The following is a 17,123-nucleotide window of genomic DNA, read 5'->3' as shown; positions in this document are numbered from 1 at the left end:
CAAGAACCTCCCAAGTGGACTCTCCGATTTGAAAAGGCACCTCGTGAGCACCAAACCTGTACTCGAGTGGACCGATCTGGACAGCAAGGCCGTGGACACCGTCCGCGTTCTCGCCATGGACTCCGTGCAGAAGGTCGGCAACGGCCACCCTGGCACCGCGATGAGCCTGGCCCCTGCTGCCTATCTGCTCTTCCAGAAGGTGATGAAGCACAACCCGGCCGACACCGACTGGCTAGGCCGTGACCGGTTCGTGCTCTCCGTCGGCCACTCGAGCGTCACCCTCTACATCCAGCTCTACCTCGGCGGCTTCGGTCTCGAGCTCGGCGACCTGGAGAGCCTGCGCACCTGGGGCTCGCTGACCCCGGGCCACCCCGAGCGCGGCCACACCCGCGGCGTGGAGGTGACCACCGGCCCGCTCGGCCAGGGCGTCGCCAACGCCGTCGGCATCGCGATGGCCCAGCGCCGGCTGCGCGGCCTGCTCGACCCGGACACCCCGGTCGACCAGCCGAGCCCGTTCGATCACAAGACGTACGTCCTGGCCGGCGACGGCGACCTGCAGGAGGGCGTCAGCAGCGAGGCGAGCTCGATCGCCGGCACCCAGAAGCTCGGCAACCTCACGATGATCTACGACGCCAACCGGATCTCGATCGAGGGTGACACCAACGTCGCGTTCACCGAGGACGTCGCGGCTCGCTACCGGGCCTACGGCTGGCACGTCCAGGAGGTCGACTGGACCCACGACGGCACCGGCTACACCGAGGACGTCCCGGCGCTGTTCGACGCGATCAACGCCGCCGGCGAGGTCACCGACCAGCCGTCGCTGATCGTGCTGCGCACCGTCATCGCCTGGCCGGCCCCGAACGCGCAGAACACCGAGGCGGCCCACGGTTCGGCGCTCGGCGCCGAGGAGGTCGCCGCGACCAAGGAGATCCTGGGCTTCGACCCGGCGAAGTCCTTCGACGTCGACCCCGAGGTGCTCGCCCACACCCGCAAGCTCATCGAGCGCGGCGAGAAGGCCGAGCAGGCCTGGCGCGCCGAGGAGGCCGCCTGGGCCGAGGCCAACCCGGAGGGCGCCAAGCTGCTCGAGCGGATGCAGGCCGGGGAGCTTCCCGCCGACATCGCCGACGCGCTGCCGTTCTTCGAGGCCGACGCCAAGGGCATCGCCACCCGTGCCGCCTCCGGCAAGGTGATCAACGCGCTGGCGCCGGTGCTGCCCGAGCTGTGGGGCGGCTCGGCCGACCTCGCCGGCTCCAACAACACCACCATCTCCGGTGCGCCCAGCTTCGTCCCCGAGGACCGCTCCACCCACGAGTGGAAGGGCGACCCCTACGCCGGCCGCGTGCTCCACTTCGGCATCCGCGAGCACGCCATGGGCGCGATCCTCAACGGCATCGTGGCCCACTCGCCCACCAAGGCCTTCGGCGGCACGTTCTTCCAGTTCTCCGACTACATGCGCGGTGCCGTACGCGTCGGGGCGCTGTCCAAGCTGCCGGTCATCCACGTCTGGACCCACGACTCCGTCGGTCTGGGCGAGGACGGCCCGACCCACCAGCCGGTCGAGCACCTCGCCGCGGTCCGGGCGATCCCGGGTCTCGACGTGGTCCGTCCCGCCGACGCCAACGAGACCGCCGCCGCCTGGCTCGAGGTGCTCAAACACCACGACCGCCCCTCGGCGCTCATCCTGACCCGTCAGGCGCTGCCGACCTTCCCCCGCGGCAAGGACGGCTACGCGACCACCGAGGGTGTGGCCAAGGGTGGCTACGTACTCCTCGACTCCCCCACCGGCACCGTCGACGTCGTCCTGCTCGGCACCGGCTCCGAGGTGCAGTACGCCGTCGCCGCCCGCGAGGAGCTGGCGAAGGAGGGCATCGGGGCCCGCGTCGTCTCGCTGCCCTGCCTGGAGTGGTTCGAGGCGCAGGAGCAGGACTACCGCGACTCGGTGATCCCGCCCAACGTCAAGGCACGCGTCAGCGTCGAGGCCGGCGTGAAGCAGGGCTGGCGGGAGTACGTCGGCGACGCCGGCCGGATCGTCTCGCTCGAGCACTTCGGCGCCTCGGCGTCCGGTGCGCTGCTGTTCAAGGAGTACGGCTTCACCCCCGAGGCGGTCGTCACGGCCGCCAAGGAGAGCCTCGCCGCCATCAACAAGGGAGCATGAAATATGTCTGACCGTCTCAAGGCGCTGGCCGAGGCCGGCGTATCCATCTGGCTCGACGACCTCTCCCGCGAGCGGATCGAGACCGGCAACCTCGCCGATCTCGTCAAGGAGAAGTCCGTCGTCGGTGTGACCACCAACCCGACCATCTTCGCGGCCGCGATCGCCAAGGGTGAGCGCTACGACGAGCAGCTTCGCTCGCTGGTGGCCGACGGCAAGAACGTCGACGAGGTCATCTTCGGCCTCACCACCGAGGACGTACGCAACGCCTGCGACATCCTCGCGCCGGTGGCCGAGTCCACCAAGGACGACGGCCGGGTCTCGATCGAGGTCGAGCCCACCCTGGCCAACGACACCGAGGCGACCATCGCCTCCGCGAAGGCGCTGTGGGCCGCGGTCGACCGCCCCAACGCGCTGATCAAGATCCCGGCGACCCTGGAGGGGCTCCCGGCGATCACCGCCGCGATCGCCGAGGGCATCTCGGTCAACGTGACCCTGATCTTCTCGGTCGAGCGCTACCGGGCCGTGATGGACGCGTACCTGACCGGTCTGGAGCAGGCCAAGGCGGCCGGCAAGGACCTGTCCACGATCCGCAGCGTGGCGTCGTTCTTCGTCTCCCGCGTCGACACCGAGATCGACAAGCGGCTCGAGGCGATCGGCACCCCCGAGGCCAGCGCGCTGCTCGGCAAGGCCGCGGTGGCCAACGCGATCGCCGCCTACGCCGCCTTCGAGGAGGTCCACGCCAGCGAGCGCTGGACCGCCCTGGCTGCCGAGGGCGCCAACGCCCAGCGGCCGCTGTGGGCCTCGACCGGGGTCAAGAACCCGGCCTACCCCGACACCCTCTACGTCACCGACCTGGTCGTCGCCGACACGGTCAACACCATGCCGGAGAAGACCATGGAGGCCTTCGCCGACCACGGCGAGGTCAAGGGCGATGTCGTCACCGGCAAGGGTGCCGAGGCGGCCACCGTCTTCGAGTCGCTCCGCTCGGTCGGAGTCGACCTCGATGACGTCTTCCTGGTGCTGGAGACCGAGGGCGTGGACAAGTTCAAGGTCTCCTGGACCGAGCTCGTCGACACCGTCGTCGGCCAGATCGAGGCGGCCAAGCAGTGAGCGAAGGCCCGGTCGACGCGACGACGACGGACGCTTGGAAGGCACTCACCGAGCGGCGGGCCGGCTTCGAGCCGGACCTGCGCTCGTGGTTCGCCGATGATCCCGGCCGGGCCTCACGCTTCACCTTCGAGGCCGCCGACCTCCACGTCGACCTCTCCAAGGACCTCATCACCGACGACCTCCTGGCCGATCTGCTGGCACTCGCCGAGCAGGTCGGCCTGGAGGCGCGGCGCGACGCGATGCTCGGCGGCGAGCACATCAACGTCACCGAAAACCGCGCAGTGCTCCACACCGCCCTGCGCCTTCCCGCCGACGCCTCCCTCGAGGTCGACGGCACCGACGTGGTGCCCGCCGTCCACGAGACCCTGGCGAAGATGTACGCCTTCGCCGACCGGGTCCGCTCCGGTGAGTGGAAGGGCGTCACCGGTGAGCGGATCCGCACCGTGGTCAACATCGGCATCGGCGGCTCCGACCTGGGCCCGGTGATGGCGTACGAAGCGCTCGAGCCGTTCCGTCACCCGGAGATCGAGTGCCGGTTCATCTCCAACATCGATCCCACCGACGCCGGCCAGAAGCTGAAGGGGCTCGACCCCGCCACCACGCTGTTCGTCGTCTCCTCGAAGACCTTCTCGACGCTGGAGACGCTGACCAACGCCCGCCTCGCGCGCACCTGGCTGCTCGACTCGCTCGGTGACGGCGTGGACGCCGCTGAGGCCGTCGCGAAGCACTTCGTGGCCGTCTCCACGGCGCTGGACAAGGTCGCTGCCTTCGGGATCGACCCGGAGAACGCCTTCGGCTTCTGGGACTGGGTCGGCGGCCGCTACTCGGTCGACTCCGCGATCGGCACGTCCCTGGCGATCGCCATCGGGCCGGAGGGTTTCGCCGAGTTCCTCGGCGGGTTCCACGCGATCGACGAGCACTTCGCGAAGACGCCGCTCGCGCAGAACGTGCCGGCGCTGATGGGTCTCCTGAACGTCTGGTACGTCAACTTCCTCGACGCTCAGACCCACGCCGTGCTGCCCTACTCCCAGCTGCTGCACCGGTTCCCTGCGTACCTCCAGCAGCTGACGATGGAGTCCAACGGCAAGTCGGTGCGCTGGGACGGCACCGCGGTCACCACGGACACCGGCGAGGTGTTCTGGGGCGAGCCCGGCACCAACGGACAGCACGCGTTCTACCAGCTGATCCACCAGGGCACCCGGGTGATCCCGGCCGACTTCATCGCTTTCGCCAACCCGGCCTATCCGCTCGCGGACGGGGACATCGACGTGCACGAGCTGTTCCTGGCCAACTTCTTCGCCCAGACCCAGGCGCTCGCCTTCGGCAAGACCGCCGAGCAGGTGCGCGCCGAGGGCACCGCGGAGAACATCGTCAACGCGCGGGTCTTCTCCGGCAACCGGCCGACCACCTCGATCATGGCGCCCGCGCTGACCCCCGGCGTACTAGGCCAGCTGATCGCCCTCTACGAGCACATCACCTTCACCCAGGGCGTGGTGTGGGGCATCGACTCCTTCGACCAGTGGGGCGTCGAGCTCGGCAAGCAGCTCGCCGTCCAGATCAGCCCGGCGGTCTCCGGTGACGCGGACACCGCCAAGCAGCAGGACACCTCCACCCAATCCCTCATCGCCTACTACAGAGAGAAGCGCACGTGACCAGCGACGGTCATCCCGAGTCACTCATCGAGGTCCACGACAGCGCTGAGGCCCTGGCCTCGGCGGTCGCCGGGGAGTTCCTCAGCCGCCTCGCCGACCTGCAGGCGGCCGGCGACGTTCCCACCATCGGCCTCACCGGTGGCACGATCGCCGAGGCGATCCACCGCGAGATCGCCCGCCTCGCACCCGAGTCGGGTGTCGACTGGGGCGCGGTCGAGTTCTTCTTCGGCGACGAGCGCTACGTCGCCGCCGACTCCCCCGACCGCAACGCCGGTCAGGCCCGCGCCGCCTTCCTGACCGAGGTCGGCGTCCCGGACCACCGCATCCACGAGATGCCCGCCACCGACTCCGGCCTGAGCGTCGACGAGGCCGCGGCACGGTTCTCCGAGGACGTACGCAGCCACGGCTCCGGCGGCTTCGACATCCTGATGCTCGGCGTCGGCCCCGACGGCCACATCGCCTCCCTCTTCCCTGGCTTCCCGCAGCTCGAGGCGAAGGACGCCATCGCCGTCGGCGTCACCGGCTCCCCCAAGCCCCCGCCCGAGCGGATCACCTTCACCTTCGAGGCGCTGCGCCGGTCCACGACCGTATGGTTCCTGGTCAGCGGCGAGGGCAAGGCCGAAGCCGTGGCCAAGGCACATGCCGGCGCTCCGATCACCGAGATCCCCGCCACCGGCGTCACCGGCACCACCGAGACGACCTGGTTCCTGGACCGAGCGGCCGCGTCCAAGCTCTGACCCCCTCCCGACTCGGCGCGACTGTCCCACCCAGGAGCGCCGAGTCGGCGCAAATGTCTCGGGAACTCCGTTACCCAGGTTGCTAACTGCAGGTAAATCTTTCCCGCAGCGGGTTCCGCGGGCACCTGCCGACTGCCACCATCCGAGCATGTCCCTCAGCGCCTCTCGGCGGCTCGGCCTGACCCTGGCCAGCCTCGTTGCCCTCGCCCTGGCGAGTTTCATGGCGGTCGTGATCACGACCGCCCCGGCCCAGGCGGCCACGATCAACGTCACCACGGCGATCGCCACCCAGAACGGCTCGACGGCCACCGTACGCGGCTACATCGTCGGCCAGCCCACAGCGACCAGCACGGTCGTGACCAGCAACTACCCCAGCGACTACGCTCTCGCGATCGCTGACTCGGCCTCGGAGACCAGCACGTCCAAGATGCTCTACGTGCAGATCCCCGAGGCGTTCCGCAGCGCATGGGGCCTCCGGTCCAACCCAGGCCTCAAGGGACGTCAGATCGACGTGACCGGCACCCTGACGGCGTACTTCTCCCATCCCGGCCACAAGAACGCCACCGCCTTCGCGTTCGCGGGCTCCACACCGACTCCGACTCCGACCCCGACGGCCACCCCGACCGCGGACCCGAACATCCCGGCGGGCTACTACGACTCGGCCGCCGGACTGTCCGGATCGTCGCTGAAGTCGGCGCTGCACAACATCATCGACGGCCACACCACGCTGTCCTACAGCGCGGTGTGGGAGGCGCTGAAGGTGCTCGACCAGGATCCGAACAACTCCGCGAACGTCATCGAGTTCTACTCCGGGGTCTCCACACCGAAGACCAACAACGGCGGAGACGCCAACAACTGGAACCGCGAGCACACCTGGCCGCAGAGCCACGGGGACTTCGGCACCAGCAACGGTCCCGGCACCGACGTACACCACCTGCGGCCCGAGGACGTCACCGTCAACTCCACCCGCGGCAGCAAGGACTTCGACCTGGGCGGGTCGGCGGTCTCGGAGTGCAGCGACTGCTGGACCGACTCCGACTCCTTCGAGCCACGCGACAGCGTCAAGGGCGACCTCGCCCGCGGCATCCTCTACATGGCCGTGCGCTACAACGGCGACGACGGCTTCGCCGACCTCGAGGTCAACAACTCCATCAACGGCTCGACCAACTACCTCGGCAAGGTCTGCGTACTGCTCAGCTGGCACACCGCCGACCCCGTCACCGCGGCCGAACGCACCCGCAACAACACCATCTACTCGACCTACCAGCGCAACCGAAACCCCTTCATCGACCACCCGGAGTACGCCGAGTCCATCTTCGGCGCCACCTGCTGACCCTCCTAGCCGAGTCGGCGCGTCCTGACCGAAAAACTCGTCGAGTCGGCTCATCCTGACCAAACCCAACGCCGAGTCGGCTTGTCATAACGAGCCGACTCGGCGCTCTGAGTTAAATGTCGGTGGTCCCGCTCATGCTGGACGCATGGATATCGAACAGATGCAGTTCACCCGTACGCTAGGCCCCGACTTTCCGCTGGCGCCGACCCTGCCGTTCACCGCCAAGATGGCGCTCGAGTCCGGCGTGACCTACCGACAGCTCCGCGAACTCGTGCACCTGGGGCTCATCCGCCGCTTGATCAAAGGGGTCTATTTGGCCACCGAGATGGGTGACACGCTCGACTTACGCGTGGCTGGCCTCAAGCTCGTCGTTCCCAAGGACGCCGTGGTGGTCGACCGACATGCCGGCTGGCTTCTCGGCGCCGACATGATGCTCGCACCCGGCGAGCATCTCGACCTGCAGCCTCTGTCGGTGTTCCTTCCCGCCGGCCGTGGTCGACTGCGCAACGACCTCGCAGCGAGCGGCGAGCGCACCGTCCGAGAAGACGACATCGTCGAGATCGGGGGCCTGCTCGTCACCAGCGCGATCCGCACCGCTTGGGACGTCGGGCGCGTCCGCTGGCCGGAGCGCGCGATCGCCGGGATCGATCAGATGCACCGGCTCGGCCACTACGATCACGGCGAGTTCCTCACTGGGATCGACAGGTTCCGCGGACAGCGATACGTCACCACTCTCAGAGCAGTCGGGCCGCTCGCCGACGGTCGCGCAGAGTCTCCCCCGGAGTCGGTGCTCCGGATCTGGTCAAAGGAGGTACGAGGTCTCGACCTCGTACCTCAGCTCGAGGTCCGCCGCGGAAAACAGGTTCCTCGGACGTCTTGACCTCGGCAACGACCACCTGAAGATCGGCGTCGAGTACGACGGCGCGGAGTGGCACAGCACCCCCGAGCAGTTGGAGCATGACCGGAGCCGGCGGGCTGACATGATCGACGATGGCTGGACCATCGAGGTCTTCACCAAGGACGACACGTTCAGCAGGCTCGCTGATCCCGGCGTACGACTACGGCGGCTGCGTGACCGTGCCTATCAGCGCCTCGATCACGCGACTGCCGCCTGAAATCGCCGAGTCGGCGCGTCCTGACCAGGTTCATTGTCGAGTCGGCTCGTCATGACGAGCCGACTCGGCGCGGATTCTGGTCAGAATGCGCCGACTCGGCGGGGGTTCAGAAGATGATCTCGCCGGATTTGCGGCGGGAGCGGAGGAGAGCGATTGCCTCCTCCAGGATGTCCTCGGCCTCGGCGTCGGAGCGGCGCTCCTTCACGTAGGCGAGGTGGGTCTTGTAAGGCTCGATCTTCGGCGCCGGGGGCGCGTTCTCCTCGTCCAGACCGGCTGGGAGCCCACACTTGGGGCAGTCCCAGGAGTCCGGTGGCGTCGCCTCGACGGCGAAGGTGATGACCGAGCGATGTGCGTTGGTGCAGAAGTAGGTGACGGCCTTCCGCGGCGCTGCCTCGCCGCGCTCCGCCTCACCCATCGGCCCAGCACCGACTCGGGAGCCCCGAATCGCGTTCCCTCCACCTGCCATGGTGCTGCGGTGTCCTCTCTCAACTTAAAGTTCGCAGCCCCGAGAGGCCACTTTGGGGGAATCGGACGGCAAAATCTCCGTCCAGCGTCGATGAGTTTAGACGCTATCGCGCGTGCGCTGAAGGGGAATGTTTCAGTAGGCCATCAGCAGGCCGAGCGCGATCACACAGGCAAACCAGATGACACCGATGCCGATGGTGAGCCGGTCGAGGTTGCGCTCGACGACCGACGATCCACCCAGCGAGCTCGAGACACCGCCACCGAACATGTCGGAGAGTCCGCCACCGCGGCCCTTGTGAAGCAGCACGAGCAGGATCATCAGCGCACTCGCGATGACCAGGATGATGGTGAAGAGAAGTTCCACGTCTGAAATCCTATCTGGAGAGCCCGAAACCTACAGCACTGGCCTAGAGGACCGGCAGGTCGTAGTAGCGCGAGATGGCGGCGAAGTCCTCGACCGAGAGGCTCGCCCCGCCGACCAGCGCCCCGTCGACGTCGGCCTCCTGCATCAGCGCGGCCACGTTGTTGGGCTTCACCGAGCCGCCGTAGAGGATGCGTACGCCATCGGCGATCTCCGCGCCGTAGCTCTTCTCGAGCTGGTCCCGGATGCCGGCGCAGACCTCCTGAGCGTCCTGCGCGGTGGCGGTCTCCCCCGTGCCGATCGCCCAGACCGGCTCGTAGGCGATCACGACCTGGCCGACCTCGGCGTCGGTGAGCCCGGCCAGCGAACCCTCGACCTGGGCGGTGCAGTGGTCGAGGTGGTTGCCGGCCTGGCGGACCTCGAGGCCCTCGCCGACGCAGACGATCGGGATCATGTTGTGCTTGAGCGCGATCTTGGCCTTGAGCGCGACGATCTCGTCGGTCTCGCCGTAGTGCTCACGACGCTCGGAGTGACCCACGATCACGTAGGAGCAGCCGAGCTTGGCCAGCATCGCGGCCGAGACCTCACCGGTGTAGGCGCCGGACTCCTGGGTGGAGACGTTCTGGGCACCGTAGGTGATGCGCATCTTGTCGCCGTCGACGAGCGTCTGCACCGAACGGATGTCGGTGAACGGCGGGAAGACCGCCACCTCCACGGCGGCGAAGTCGTGGCGCTTGTCGGAGAGCGTCCAGGCGAGCTTCTGGACCAGGACCACCGCTTCTTGGTGGTTGAGGTTCATCTTCCAGTTGCCGGCGATGAGCGGGGTGCGGCCCGTGGCCGGCTTCTTGGCCGCCATCAGCCCAGTCCTCCGACCACGGTCGCCTCGTCCAGCACGGCGACGCCCGGAAGGGTCTTGCCCTCCAGGTATTCGAGCGAGGCACCGCCGCCGGTCGAGATGTGACCGAACTGGTCATCGGCGAAGCCGAGCTGGCGGATCGCCGCGGCGGAGTCGCCACCACCGACGACCGAGAGGCCGTCGATCGTGGTGAGCGCCTGGGCGACCGCGCGGGTGCCCTCGGCGAAGGCGGCCTGCTCGAAGACGCCCATCGGGCCGTTCCAGAAGACCGTCTTGGCACCCTCGAGCGCGGCGGCGTAGGCCTGGGCCGACTCCGGACCGATGTCGAGCCCGAGCGAGTCGGCCGGGATCGCGTTGGCCGCCACCACACGGGCGGAGGCCTCGTCGCCGAAGGAGTCGGCGACCACGACGTCGGTCGGCAGCAGGATCTCGACGCCGATCTCCTCGGCGCGCTCGAGGTAGCCGAGCACGGTGAGGATCTGGTCCTCCTCGAGCAGCGACTGGCCGACCTCGTAGCCCTGGGCCTTGAGGAAGGTGAAGACCATGCCGCCCCCGATGAGCAGCTTGTCCGCCTTGCCGAGCAGGTTGTCGATCACGCCGAGCTTGTCGGAGACCTTCGAGCCGCCGAGGACGACCACGTAGGGGCGCTCGGGGGTCTCGGTGAGCCGCTTGAGGACCTCGATCTCGGTGGCCACCAGGCCGCCCTGCGCGCTCGGGAGCAGCTTGGCGACGTCGTAGACGGAGGCCTGCTTGCGGTGGACCACGCCGAAGCCGTCGGAGACGAAGGCGTCAGCCAGGGCGGCGAGCTCGGCGGCGAAGGTGGCCCGCTCGATGTCGTCCTTGCTCGTCTCACCGGCGTTGAAGCGTACGTTCTCCAGCAGCGCGACCTGGCCGTCGGCGAGTCCGCCGACGACCGAGCTGGCGGAGTCGCCGACGGTGTCGGTCGCGAAGGCGACCTCGGCACCGAGCAGCTCACCGAGGCGGGTCGCCACGGGTGCCAGCGAGTAGGCCGGGTCCGGCTCTCCCTTCGGCCGACCGAGGTGGGCGACCACCACGACCTTGGCGCCGGCGTCGGCCAGCGCCTTGATCGTGGGCACCGAGGCACGGATGCGACCGTCGTCGGTGATCGTCGTGCCTTCCAACGGGACGTTGAGGTCGGAGCGCACGAGAACTCGCTTGCCCGCGACACCCTGCTCGATGAGCTGCGTGAGATTCAGAGACATAACGGGCTAGACCCTAACCTGTGAGGCAGGTCGTTGGGTCACAGGCTCGCGCCAACGTACGCCACCAGGTCACCGAGCCGGTTGGAGTAGCCCCACTCGTTGTCGTACCACGCTGCCACCTTGACCTGGTTGCCGATCACCTTGGTCAGCGGGGCGTCGAAGATCGAGGACGCCGGGTTGGTGACGATGTCGGAGGAGACGATCGGGTCGGTCGAGTAGACGAGGTACTTCCCGTCCGCGGCCTTCTCCATGATCGAGTTGATCTCCTCGACCGAGGTCTCGCGCGAGGCCTCGAAGGAGAGGTCGACGATCGAGCCGGTCGGCACCGGCACCCGCAGGGCGTAGCCGTCGAGCTTGCCCTTCAGCTCCGGCAGCACCAGACCGATCGCCTTGGCGGCGCCGGTCGAGGTCGGCACGACGTTGAGGGCGGCCGCGCGGGCGCGGCGCATGTCCTTGTGGATGTTGTCCTGAAGGTTCTGGTCGGCGGTGTAGGCGTGGACCGTGGTCATCAGGCCCTGGTTGATGCCGACGCCGTCGTTGAGCGCCTTCGCCAGCGGCGCGAGGCAGTTGGTCGTGCAGGAGGCGTTGGAGATCACCGTGTGGGCCTCGGGGTCGTAGACCGACTCGTTGACGCCCATCACGATGGTGGCGTCCTCGTTCTTCGCCGGCGCGGAGATGATCACCTTCTTCGCCCCGCCGGAGTCGATGTGGGCGCGTGCCTTGGTCGCGTCGGTGAAGAACCCGGTCGACTCGATCACGACGTCGACGTCGAGGTCCTTCCAGGGGATGTTGGCCGGGTCGCGCTCGGCGTACGCCTTGATCTCCTTGCCGTCGACGACGATCGCGTCCTCGGTGGCGGACACATCGGCGCCGAGCGGGCCGAGGATCGAGTCGAACTTCAGCAGCGTCGCGAGGGTCGTGTTGTCGCTGAGGTCGTTCACCCCGACGATCTCGATGTCGAGGTCGGAGGCGCGCACCGCGCGGAAGAAGTTGCGGCCGATCCGGCCGAATCCGTTGATGCCTACTCGAACTGTCACGTGGACTCCTGGTTCGCGTCGAAAAGATTGTGCGCGGGATCACCCGCTGACGCCGACACTACCCAGCCCCTCTGAACAGCGGGAGACTGGGTTGGATCGTTCCAAAAGACGGACGAGTAGCAAACGGCCCGAGCCCCTCGATCAGTCGAGGGGCTCGGGCCGGTTTTCAGGTTGTGGATGCTGCTCTCAGGCGTCCTCGGCGAGCATCTCCGCGGTCAGCGACGCCTCCGTGTCGGGGATGCCGAGCTCCTCGGCCCGCTTGTCGGCCATGGCCAGCAGGCGGCGGATGCGGCCGGCGATCGCGTCCTTGGTCAGCACCGGGTCGTGGAGCTGCCCGAGCTCCTCGAGCGAGGCCTGCTTGTGCTCGAGACGGAGCTTGCCGGCCTGGCGCAGGTGGTCGGGGATGTCCTCGCCGAGGATCTCCAGGGCGCGCTCGACACGGGCGCCGGCTGCGACGGCGGCACGGGCCGAGCGGCGCAGGTTGGCGTCGTCGAAGTTGGCGAGCCGGTTGGCGGTGGCGCGGACCTCCCGGCGCATCCGGCGCTCCTCCCAGGCCATCAGCGACTCGTGGGCGCCCAGGCGAGTGAGCAGCTGGCCGATCGCGTCACCGTCGCGGATGACGACACGGTCCACGCCGCGTACCTCCCTCGGCTTCGCCGAGATGCCGATACGACGGGCGACGCCGACGAGGGCGAGGGCCGACTCCGAGCCCGGGCAGGTCACCTCCATCGAGGAGGAGCGGCCCGGCTCGGTGAGCGAGCCGTGGGCCAGGAAGGCACCGCGCCAGGCGGCCACCGCGTCGCAGGCTCCGCCCGAGACGACGGCAGGCGGAAGACCCCGCACCGGCCGACCACGCTGGTCGAGGAGGCCGGTCTGACGCGCCAGCGCCTCACCGTCCTTGACCACGCGCACGATGTAGCGGCTGCCCTTACGAAGCCCGCTCGCCTGGATGAGAGCCACCTCTGCCTCGTGACCGAAGACGTCGGCGATGTCTCGCTTCAATCTCCTGGCGGCCAGACCGGTGTCGAGCTCAGCCTCGACCACGATCCTGCCTGCCACGATGTGGATCCCCCCAGCGAACCTCAACGTCGAGGCAACCTCTGCCTTCCGGCAGCATGTCTTGGTGATCTGAGTGGAGGCCAGCTCGGCCTTCACCTGTCCCGTCATCGCCATGCCGGAGAGTCTTTCATTGATGTCAACGACCCTCGAATCGGTTCCACCTCTGAGGCCGCGCTAACCCGCCCCGATCACCCTCGCGTACGCAGCGGCAAGCCGCTCCGGGTCGTGGCGAGGAGTCCCGTCGCCGACCGCGACGTCGGCGACCTCGACCTGCGCACCGCACTTCTCGGCCACCCGCGACAGATCGTCGAGACCGTCGAGCGAGGAGTCGACGAGGACGGTGTGGATGCGGAGATCCGGAGCGTGGTCGAGGAGGACCGAGAGGTGCTCGGCGGGGCCGAAACCGGTCGTCTCCCCCGGCTGCTCGCCGAGGTTGAGCACGACGACGATCTTCGCGGAGGTCGCGACCAGGGCCTCGCGCAGCGCGCGGACCATGAGGTGCGGCAGGACGGAGGTGAACCAGGAGCCGGGGCCCAGGAACACCCATTCGGCGTCGCAGATCGCCTTGACGGCGTCGGGGGCGGCCGGTGGGTTGTCGGGGACCAGCTGGATCGACTCGATCCGTCCGTCGGTGGTGGCGACCTCGACCTGCCCGCTGATCTCCAGCCTGGCCTCCGGATCGCCCGGAACCAGCCCGCTGACCTCGGCGACGATGTCCATCGGCACCAGGGCCATCGGCAGCACCCGGCCCTTGGCGCCCAGCAGGCGGCCGACCCAGTCGAGGGCCTCGACATGGTCGCCGAGCTGCTCCCACAGGCCCACGATCAGCAGGTTGCCGAGGTTGTGGCCGCGCATCTCGCCCTCGCCGGCGAAGCGGTGCTGCAGCACCTGCGCCCAGGTGTCGTCCCAGCGGTCCGCGCCGCACAGCGCGGCGAGCGCCATCCGCAGGTCGCCCGGCGGGAGCACGCCGAACTCCCGTCGGAGCCGGCCGCTGGAGCCGCCGTTGTCGGCGACCGTCACGATCGCGGTGAGCTGGTCGACGGTCAGGTCGTCGACCAGCAGCCGCAGCGCGCTCAGCGACGCATGCAGTCCGTGCCCTCCCCCCAGGGCGACGACGGCCTGGGCATCTGCCCCGGGTCGGTCAGCCCCGGCCACTCTCACTCCCGCCCGAGGTCTCGGTGGATCGCCTTCGCATCCAGGCCGGCATCTCGCAGCCGCCTGGAGATCTCCTCCGCCATCGCCACGCTGCGGTGCTTGCCGCCCGTGCACCCGATCGCCACGCGCATGAACCTCTTTCCTTCGTGGAGGTAGCCCTTGGTCACTCCGATGAGCACCGGAACATACCCGCTCAGGAACTCCTCCGCACCAGGGCGCGAGTAGACGTAGGCGGCGACGTCGGGGTTGTCACGTCCGTTGCCGTCCTTCAGCTCCGGCACCCAGTGCGGGTTGGGCAGGAACCGCATGTCGGCCATGAAGTCGGCGTCGACCGGGATCCCGTACTTGAACCCGAAGCTCACCACCGACACCTTCAGGGTGGTGCGCTCCGGGGTGCCGAACGCCTCCGCGATCCGCGCGGTGAGCTGGTGCACGTTGAGCTGGGTCGTGTCGATGACGAGGTCGGCGGCGCCACGCAGGTTGGCCAGCACGACCCGCTCCCGCTCGAGCGCGTCCAGCAGCCGCTCGTTGCCCCGCTGCATCGGGTGCGGCCGCCGCGCGGCCTCCTGACGGCGTACCAGGGTGTCGTCGGCGGCGTCGAGGAAGACCAGTGTTGTACGCCGCCCGGTGGCTCCCTTCGCCACGATCTCCTCGAGCTCGGCGAAGAAGGACCCCGAACGTACGTCGGTCACGACCGCCACCGGCTGCTCCGGGCCGCGGGCCGCGTCAACCCGCTCGACCACCTGCGGGAGCAGGCTCGGCGGCAGGTTGTCGACGACGTAGTAGCCGAGGTCCTCCAACTCCTTGGCGGCGGTGCTCCGCCCGGCACCGGTCATGCCGGTGATGACGACGACCTCCCCCTTGTGCATGACCTACTCCTCGATGATCTCGCCGGTGGTGACGTTGATGGCGCTAACCTTGCCATTCTTCGCGGTCTGCTCCACAGCGGTCTTGATCGCTGTCGCGGTGCCGGGGCCGATGCCGGGCACCTGAGCGATCTCCTCGACGGTTGCGGCACGGAGCTTCTTCAGCGATCCGAAGTGCTTCATCAGCGTCTTGCGGCGCACCTCACCGAGGCCGGGTACGTCGTCGAGCAGGCTCTCCACCATGGACTTCGACCGGCGCCCGCGGTGGTGAGTGATGGCGAACCGGTGCGCCTCGTCGCGGACCCGCTGCAGCAGGTAGAGCCCCTCGGAGCTGCGCGGCAGGATGACCGGGTCCTCCTCGTCGGGGACCCAGACCTCCTCCAGGCGCTTGGCCAGGCCGACGACCGGGATGTCGTCGATGCCGAGCTCGGCCAGGGCGCGCTGCGCGGCCGCCACCTGGGGAGCGCCGCCGTCGACGACGACCAGACCCGGTGCGTAGGCGAACTTGCGGGGCCGGCCGGTCTCCGGGTCGACCAGCATCGGACCGCTGGCCCCCTCGACCTCGGTCGAGACGATCGACGTCGACTGCTCGTCGAGAAGCCGCTTGAACCGCCGGGTGATCACTTCGTGCATCGCCTTGACGTCGTCGGAGCCGTCCTGGCCCTTGATGATGAACCGGCGGTATTCGGACTTGCGGGCGAGGCCGTCCTCGAAGACCACCATGCTGGCCACGATCTCGGTGCCCTGCAGGTGGGAGATGTCGTAGCACTCGATCCGGAGCGGCACCTCGTCGAGCTCGAGCGCCTCCTGGATCTCCTCGAGCGCGCGGTTGCGGATGGTCAGATCGCTGGCGCGCTTGGTCTTGTGGAGCGCGAGCGCCTGCTTGGCGTTGTTGGCGACGGTCTCCTGGAGCGTCTTCTTGTCGCCGCGCTGCGGGACCCGGATCCTGACCTTCGCCTTCCGTACGTCGGAAAGCAGGTCCTCGAAGGTCTCGTGGTCGGGCGGGAGCGCCGGGACGAGGATCTCGCGCGGGATCGCCTCCGCGTCCTCGCCGGCGTAGAGCTGGAGCAGGAAGTGCTCGACCAGGCCGGCGGTGTCGGCGTCGTCCATCCGGTCCGCGACCCAGCCGCGCTGGCCCTTGATGCGGCCGCCGCGTACGTAGAAGATCTGCACGCCGACCTCGAGCGGGTCCTCGGCCAGGGCGATCACGTCGGCGTCGGCACCGTCGCCGAGCACCACCGCCTGCTTCTCCAGGGCCCGCTGCATCGCGGCGAGATCGTCACGCAGCCGCGCGGCCTTCTCGAAGTCGAGGGCCTCGGACGCGGCGTACATCTCCTTCTCGATCCGCTTGGTGAAGGTCGTGGTGTGGCCGGCCATGAAGTCGCAGAAGTCGTCGACGATCTCGCGGTGCTCCTCGGCGGAGATGTTGCCGACGCACGGGGCGGTGCACTTGTCGATGTAGCCGAGCAGGCAGGGACGCCCGATCTGCTGCGAGCGCTTGAAGACGCCGTTGCTGCACGAGCGCATCGGGAAGACCCGCAGGAGGATGTCGACCGTCTCGCGGATCGCCCAGGCGTGCCCGTAGGGGCCGAAGTAGCGGGTGCCCTTGCGCTTGGCCCCGCGACCGACCATGACCCGCGGGAACTCTTCGGAGACGGTGACCGCGAGCCAGGGGTAGGACTTGTCGTCGCGGTACTTGACGTTGAACCGCGGGTCGAACTCCTTGATCCAGGTGTATTCGAGCTGGAGCGCCTCGATGTCGTTGTTGACCGTCGTCCACTCGACGCTGGCCGCGGTGGTCACCATCGTGGCGGTGCGCGGGTGGAGACTGGGGATCGGCTGGAAGTAGTTCGCGACCCGTTGACGCAGGTTGATCGCCTTACCGACGTAGATCACCCGCCCCTTGGGATCGCGGAACCGGTAGACCCCTGGCTGGGTCGGGATGCTCCCAGCTTTCGGGCGATAGCTCTGCGGATCGGGCACGTCCGCCAGCCTATCG

At 68.6% G+C, this 17,123-nt stretch carries 16 protein-coding genes; 7 read left to right on the top strand and 9 right to left on the bottom strand.

The genetic code is table 11. The features are described from left to right. The first annotated feature begins 43 nt into the window (after window positions 1–43). The 7 genes from tkt to ACW14X_RS26415 all read left to right on the top strand — a co-directional run bounded on the left by tkt (window position 44) and on the right by ACW14X_RS26415 (window position 8,102). On the top strand, window positions 44–2,155 hold the full coding sequence (gene tkt / locus ACW14X_RS26445) for a transketolase (protein WP_350714775.1): 2,112 nt from the start codon (window positions 44–46) through the stop codon (window positions 2,153–2,155). Between the two features lie 3 nt (window positions 2,156–2,158). Beyond that, window positions 2,159–3,265: a transaldolase gene (gene tal, locus ACW14X_RS26440; protein ID WP_160022605.1), complete on the top strand. Its 1,107-nt coding sequence runs from the start codon at window positions 2,159–2,161 to the stop codon at window positions 3,263–3,265. Then, a complete protein-coding gene (gene pgi / locus ACW14X_RS26435; protein ID WP_457163868.1) occupies window positions 3,262–4,917 on the top strand; it encodes a glucose-6-phosphate isomerase in 1,656 nt (551 codons plus the stop codon). Before tal ends, pgi begins: the two co-directional genes overlap by 4 nt. Next, entirely contained in the window at window positions 4,914–5,654 is a 741-nt protein-coding gene (pgl, locus tag ACW14X_RS26430) for a 6-phosphogluconolactonase (RefSeq protein ID WP_160022601.1), read from the top strand. Before pgi ends, pgl begins: the two co-directional genes overlap by 4 nt. A gap of 148 nt (window positions 5,655–5,802) precedes the next feature. After that, complete coding sequence (locus ACW14X_RS26425; RefSeq protein ID WP_457163867.1) at window positions 5,803–6,987, top strand: endonuclease; 1,185 nt, start codon at window positions 5,803–5,805, stop codon at window positions 6,985–6,987. A gap of 145 nt (window positions 6,988–7,132) precedes the next feature. Next, complete coding sequence (locus ACW14X_RS26420; protein WP_457163866.1) at window positions 7,133–7,867, top strand: type IV toxin-antitoxin system AbiEi family antitoxin domain-containing protein; 735 nt, start codon at window positions 7,133–7,135, stop codon at window positions 7,865–7,867. A gap of 100 nt (window positions 7,868–7,967) precedes the next feature. Next, window positions 7,968–8,102, top strand: coding sequence for a hypothetical protein (locus tag ACW14X_RS26415; protein ID WP_457163865.1), 135 nt, complete (start codon window positions 7,968–7,970; stop codon window positions 8,100–8,102). A gap of 106 nt (window positions 8,103–8,208) precedes the next feature. On the opposite strand, the gene ACW14X_RS26410 is transcribed toward ACW14X_RS26415, so the two are convergent. From ACW14X_RS26410 to uvrC, 9 genes are all read right to left on the bottom strand, one after another. Beyond that, window positions 8,209–8,568, bottom strand: a complete 360-nt coding sequence (locus tag ACW14X_RS26410; RefSeq protein WP_160022595.1) for an RNA polymerase-binding protein RbpA — start codon at window positions 8,566–8,568, stop codon at window positions 8,209–8,211. 132 nt (window positions 8,569–8,700) lie between these two features. Next, window positions 8,701–8,931: a preprotein translocase subunit SecG gene (gene secG / locus ACW14X_RS26405; protein WP_008357155.1), complete on the bottom strand. Its 231-nt coding sequence runs from the start codon at window positions 8,929–8,931 to the stop codon at window positions 8,701–8,703. Between the two features lie 43 nt (window positions 8,932–8,974). Then, entirely contained in the window at window positions 8,975–9,784 is an 810-nt protein-coding gene (tpiA, locus tag ACW14X_RS26400) for a triose-phosphate isomerase (protein WP_350840483.1), read from the bottom strand. After that, window positions 9,784–11,007, bottom strand: a complete 1,224-nt coding sequence (locus tag ACW14X_RS26395; protein WP_350714764.1) for a phosphoglycerate kinase — start codon at window positions 11,005–11,007, stop codon at window positions 9,784–9,786. The genes tpiA and ACW14X_RS26395 overlap by 1 nt, the downstream gene beginning before the upstream one ends. 38 nt (window positions 11,008–11,045) lie before the next feature. Continuing rightward, window positions 11,046–12,044, bottom strand: coding sequence for a type I glyceraldehyde-3-phosphate dehydrogenase (gene gap / locus ACW14X_RS26390; protein ID WP_160022589.1), 999 nt, complete (start codon window positions 12,042–12,044; stop codon window positions 11,046–11,048). Window positions 12,045–12,230: 186 nt separating this feature from the next. Further along, window positions 12,231–13,217, bottom strand: a complete 987-nt coding sequence (gene whiA, locus ACW14X_RS26385; protein WP_045547796.1) for a DNA-binding protein WhiA — start codon at window positions 13,215–13,217, stop codon at window positions 12,231–12,233. 60 nt (window positions 13,218–13,277) lie between these two features. After that, window positions 13,278–14,258, bottom strand: coding sequence for a gluconeogenesis factor YvcK family protein (locus ACW14X_RS26380; RefSeq protein ID WP_378683285.1), 981 nt, complete (start codon window positions 14,256–14,258; stop codon window positions 13,278–13,280). A gap of 2 nt (window positions 14,259–14,260) precedes the next feature. Further along, complete coding sequence (rapZ, locus tag ACW14X_RS26375; protein WP_091041005.1) at window positions 14,261–15,127, bottom strand: RNase adapter RapZ; 867 nt, start codon at window positions 15,125–15,127, stop codon at window positions 14,261–14,263. 3 nt (window positions 15,128–15,130) lie between these two features. Continuing rightward, entirely contained in the window at window positions 15,131–17,107 is a 1,977-nt protein-coding gene (gene uvrC, locus ACW14X_RS26370; RefSeq protein ID WP_457163864.1) for an excinuclease ABC subunit UvrC, read from the bottom strand. Window positions 17,108–17,123 lie beyond the last annotated feature (16 nt).

Source organism: Nocardioides sp. YJ-D4, assembly GCF_054031495.1.
The sequence above is the reverse complement of the archived record's forward strand: the minus strand, read 5'-3'. Positions and strand labels throughout refer to the sequence as shown.

Coding starts and splice junctions, on each gene's coding strand:
- ACW14X_RS26415 (WP_457163865.1), top strand. CDS start 7,968: ATGATCGACGATGGCTGGACCATCGAGGTCTTCACCAAGGACGACACG.
- tpiA (WP_350840483.1), bottom strand. CDS start 9,784: ATGGCGGCCAAGAAGCCGGCCACGGGCCGCACCCCGCTCATCGCCGGC.
- ACW14X_RS26425 (WP_457163867.1), top strand. CDS start 5,803: ATGTCCCTCAGCGCCTCTCGGCGGCTCGGCCTGACCCTGGCCAGCCTC.
- ACW14X_RS26395 (WP_350714764.1), bottom strand. CDS start 11,007: ATGTCTCTGAATCTCACGCAGCTCATCGAGCAGGGTGTCGCGGGCAAG.
- whiA (WP_045547796.1), bottom strand. CDS start 13,217: ATGGCGATGACGGGACAGGTGAAGGCCGAGCTGGCCTCCACTCAGATC.
- ACW14X_RS26420 (WP_457163866.1), top strand. CDS start 7,133: ATGGATATCGAACAGATGCAGTTCACCCGTACGCTAGGCCCCGACTTT.
- tal (WP_160022605.1), top strand. CDS start 2,159: ATGTCTGACCGTCTCAAGGCGCTGGCCGAGGCCGGCGTATCCATCTGG.
- ACW14X_RS26410 (WP_160022595.1), bottom strand. CDS start 8,568: ATGGCAGGTGGAGGGAACGCGATTCGGGGCTCCCGAGTCGGTGCTGGG.
- rapZ (WP_091041005.1), bottom strand. CDS start 15,127: ATGCACAAGGGGGAGGTCGTCGTCATCACCGGCATGACCGGTGCCGGG.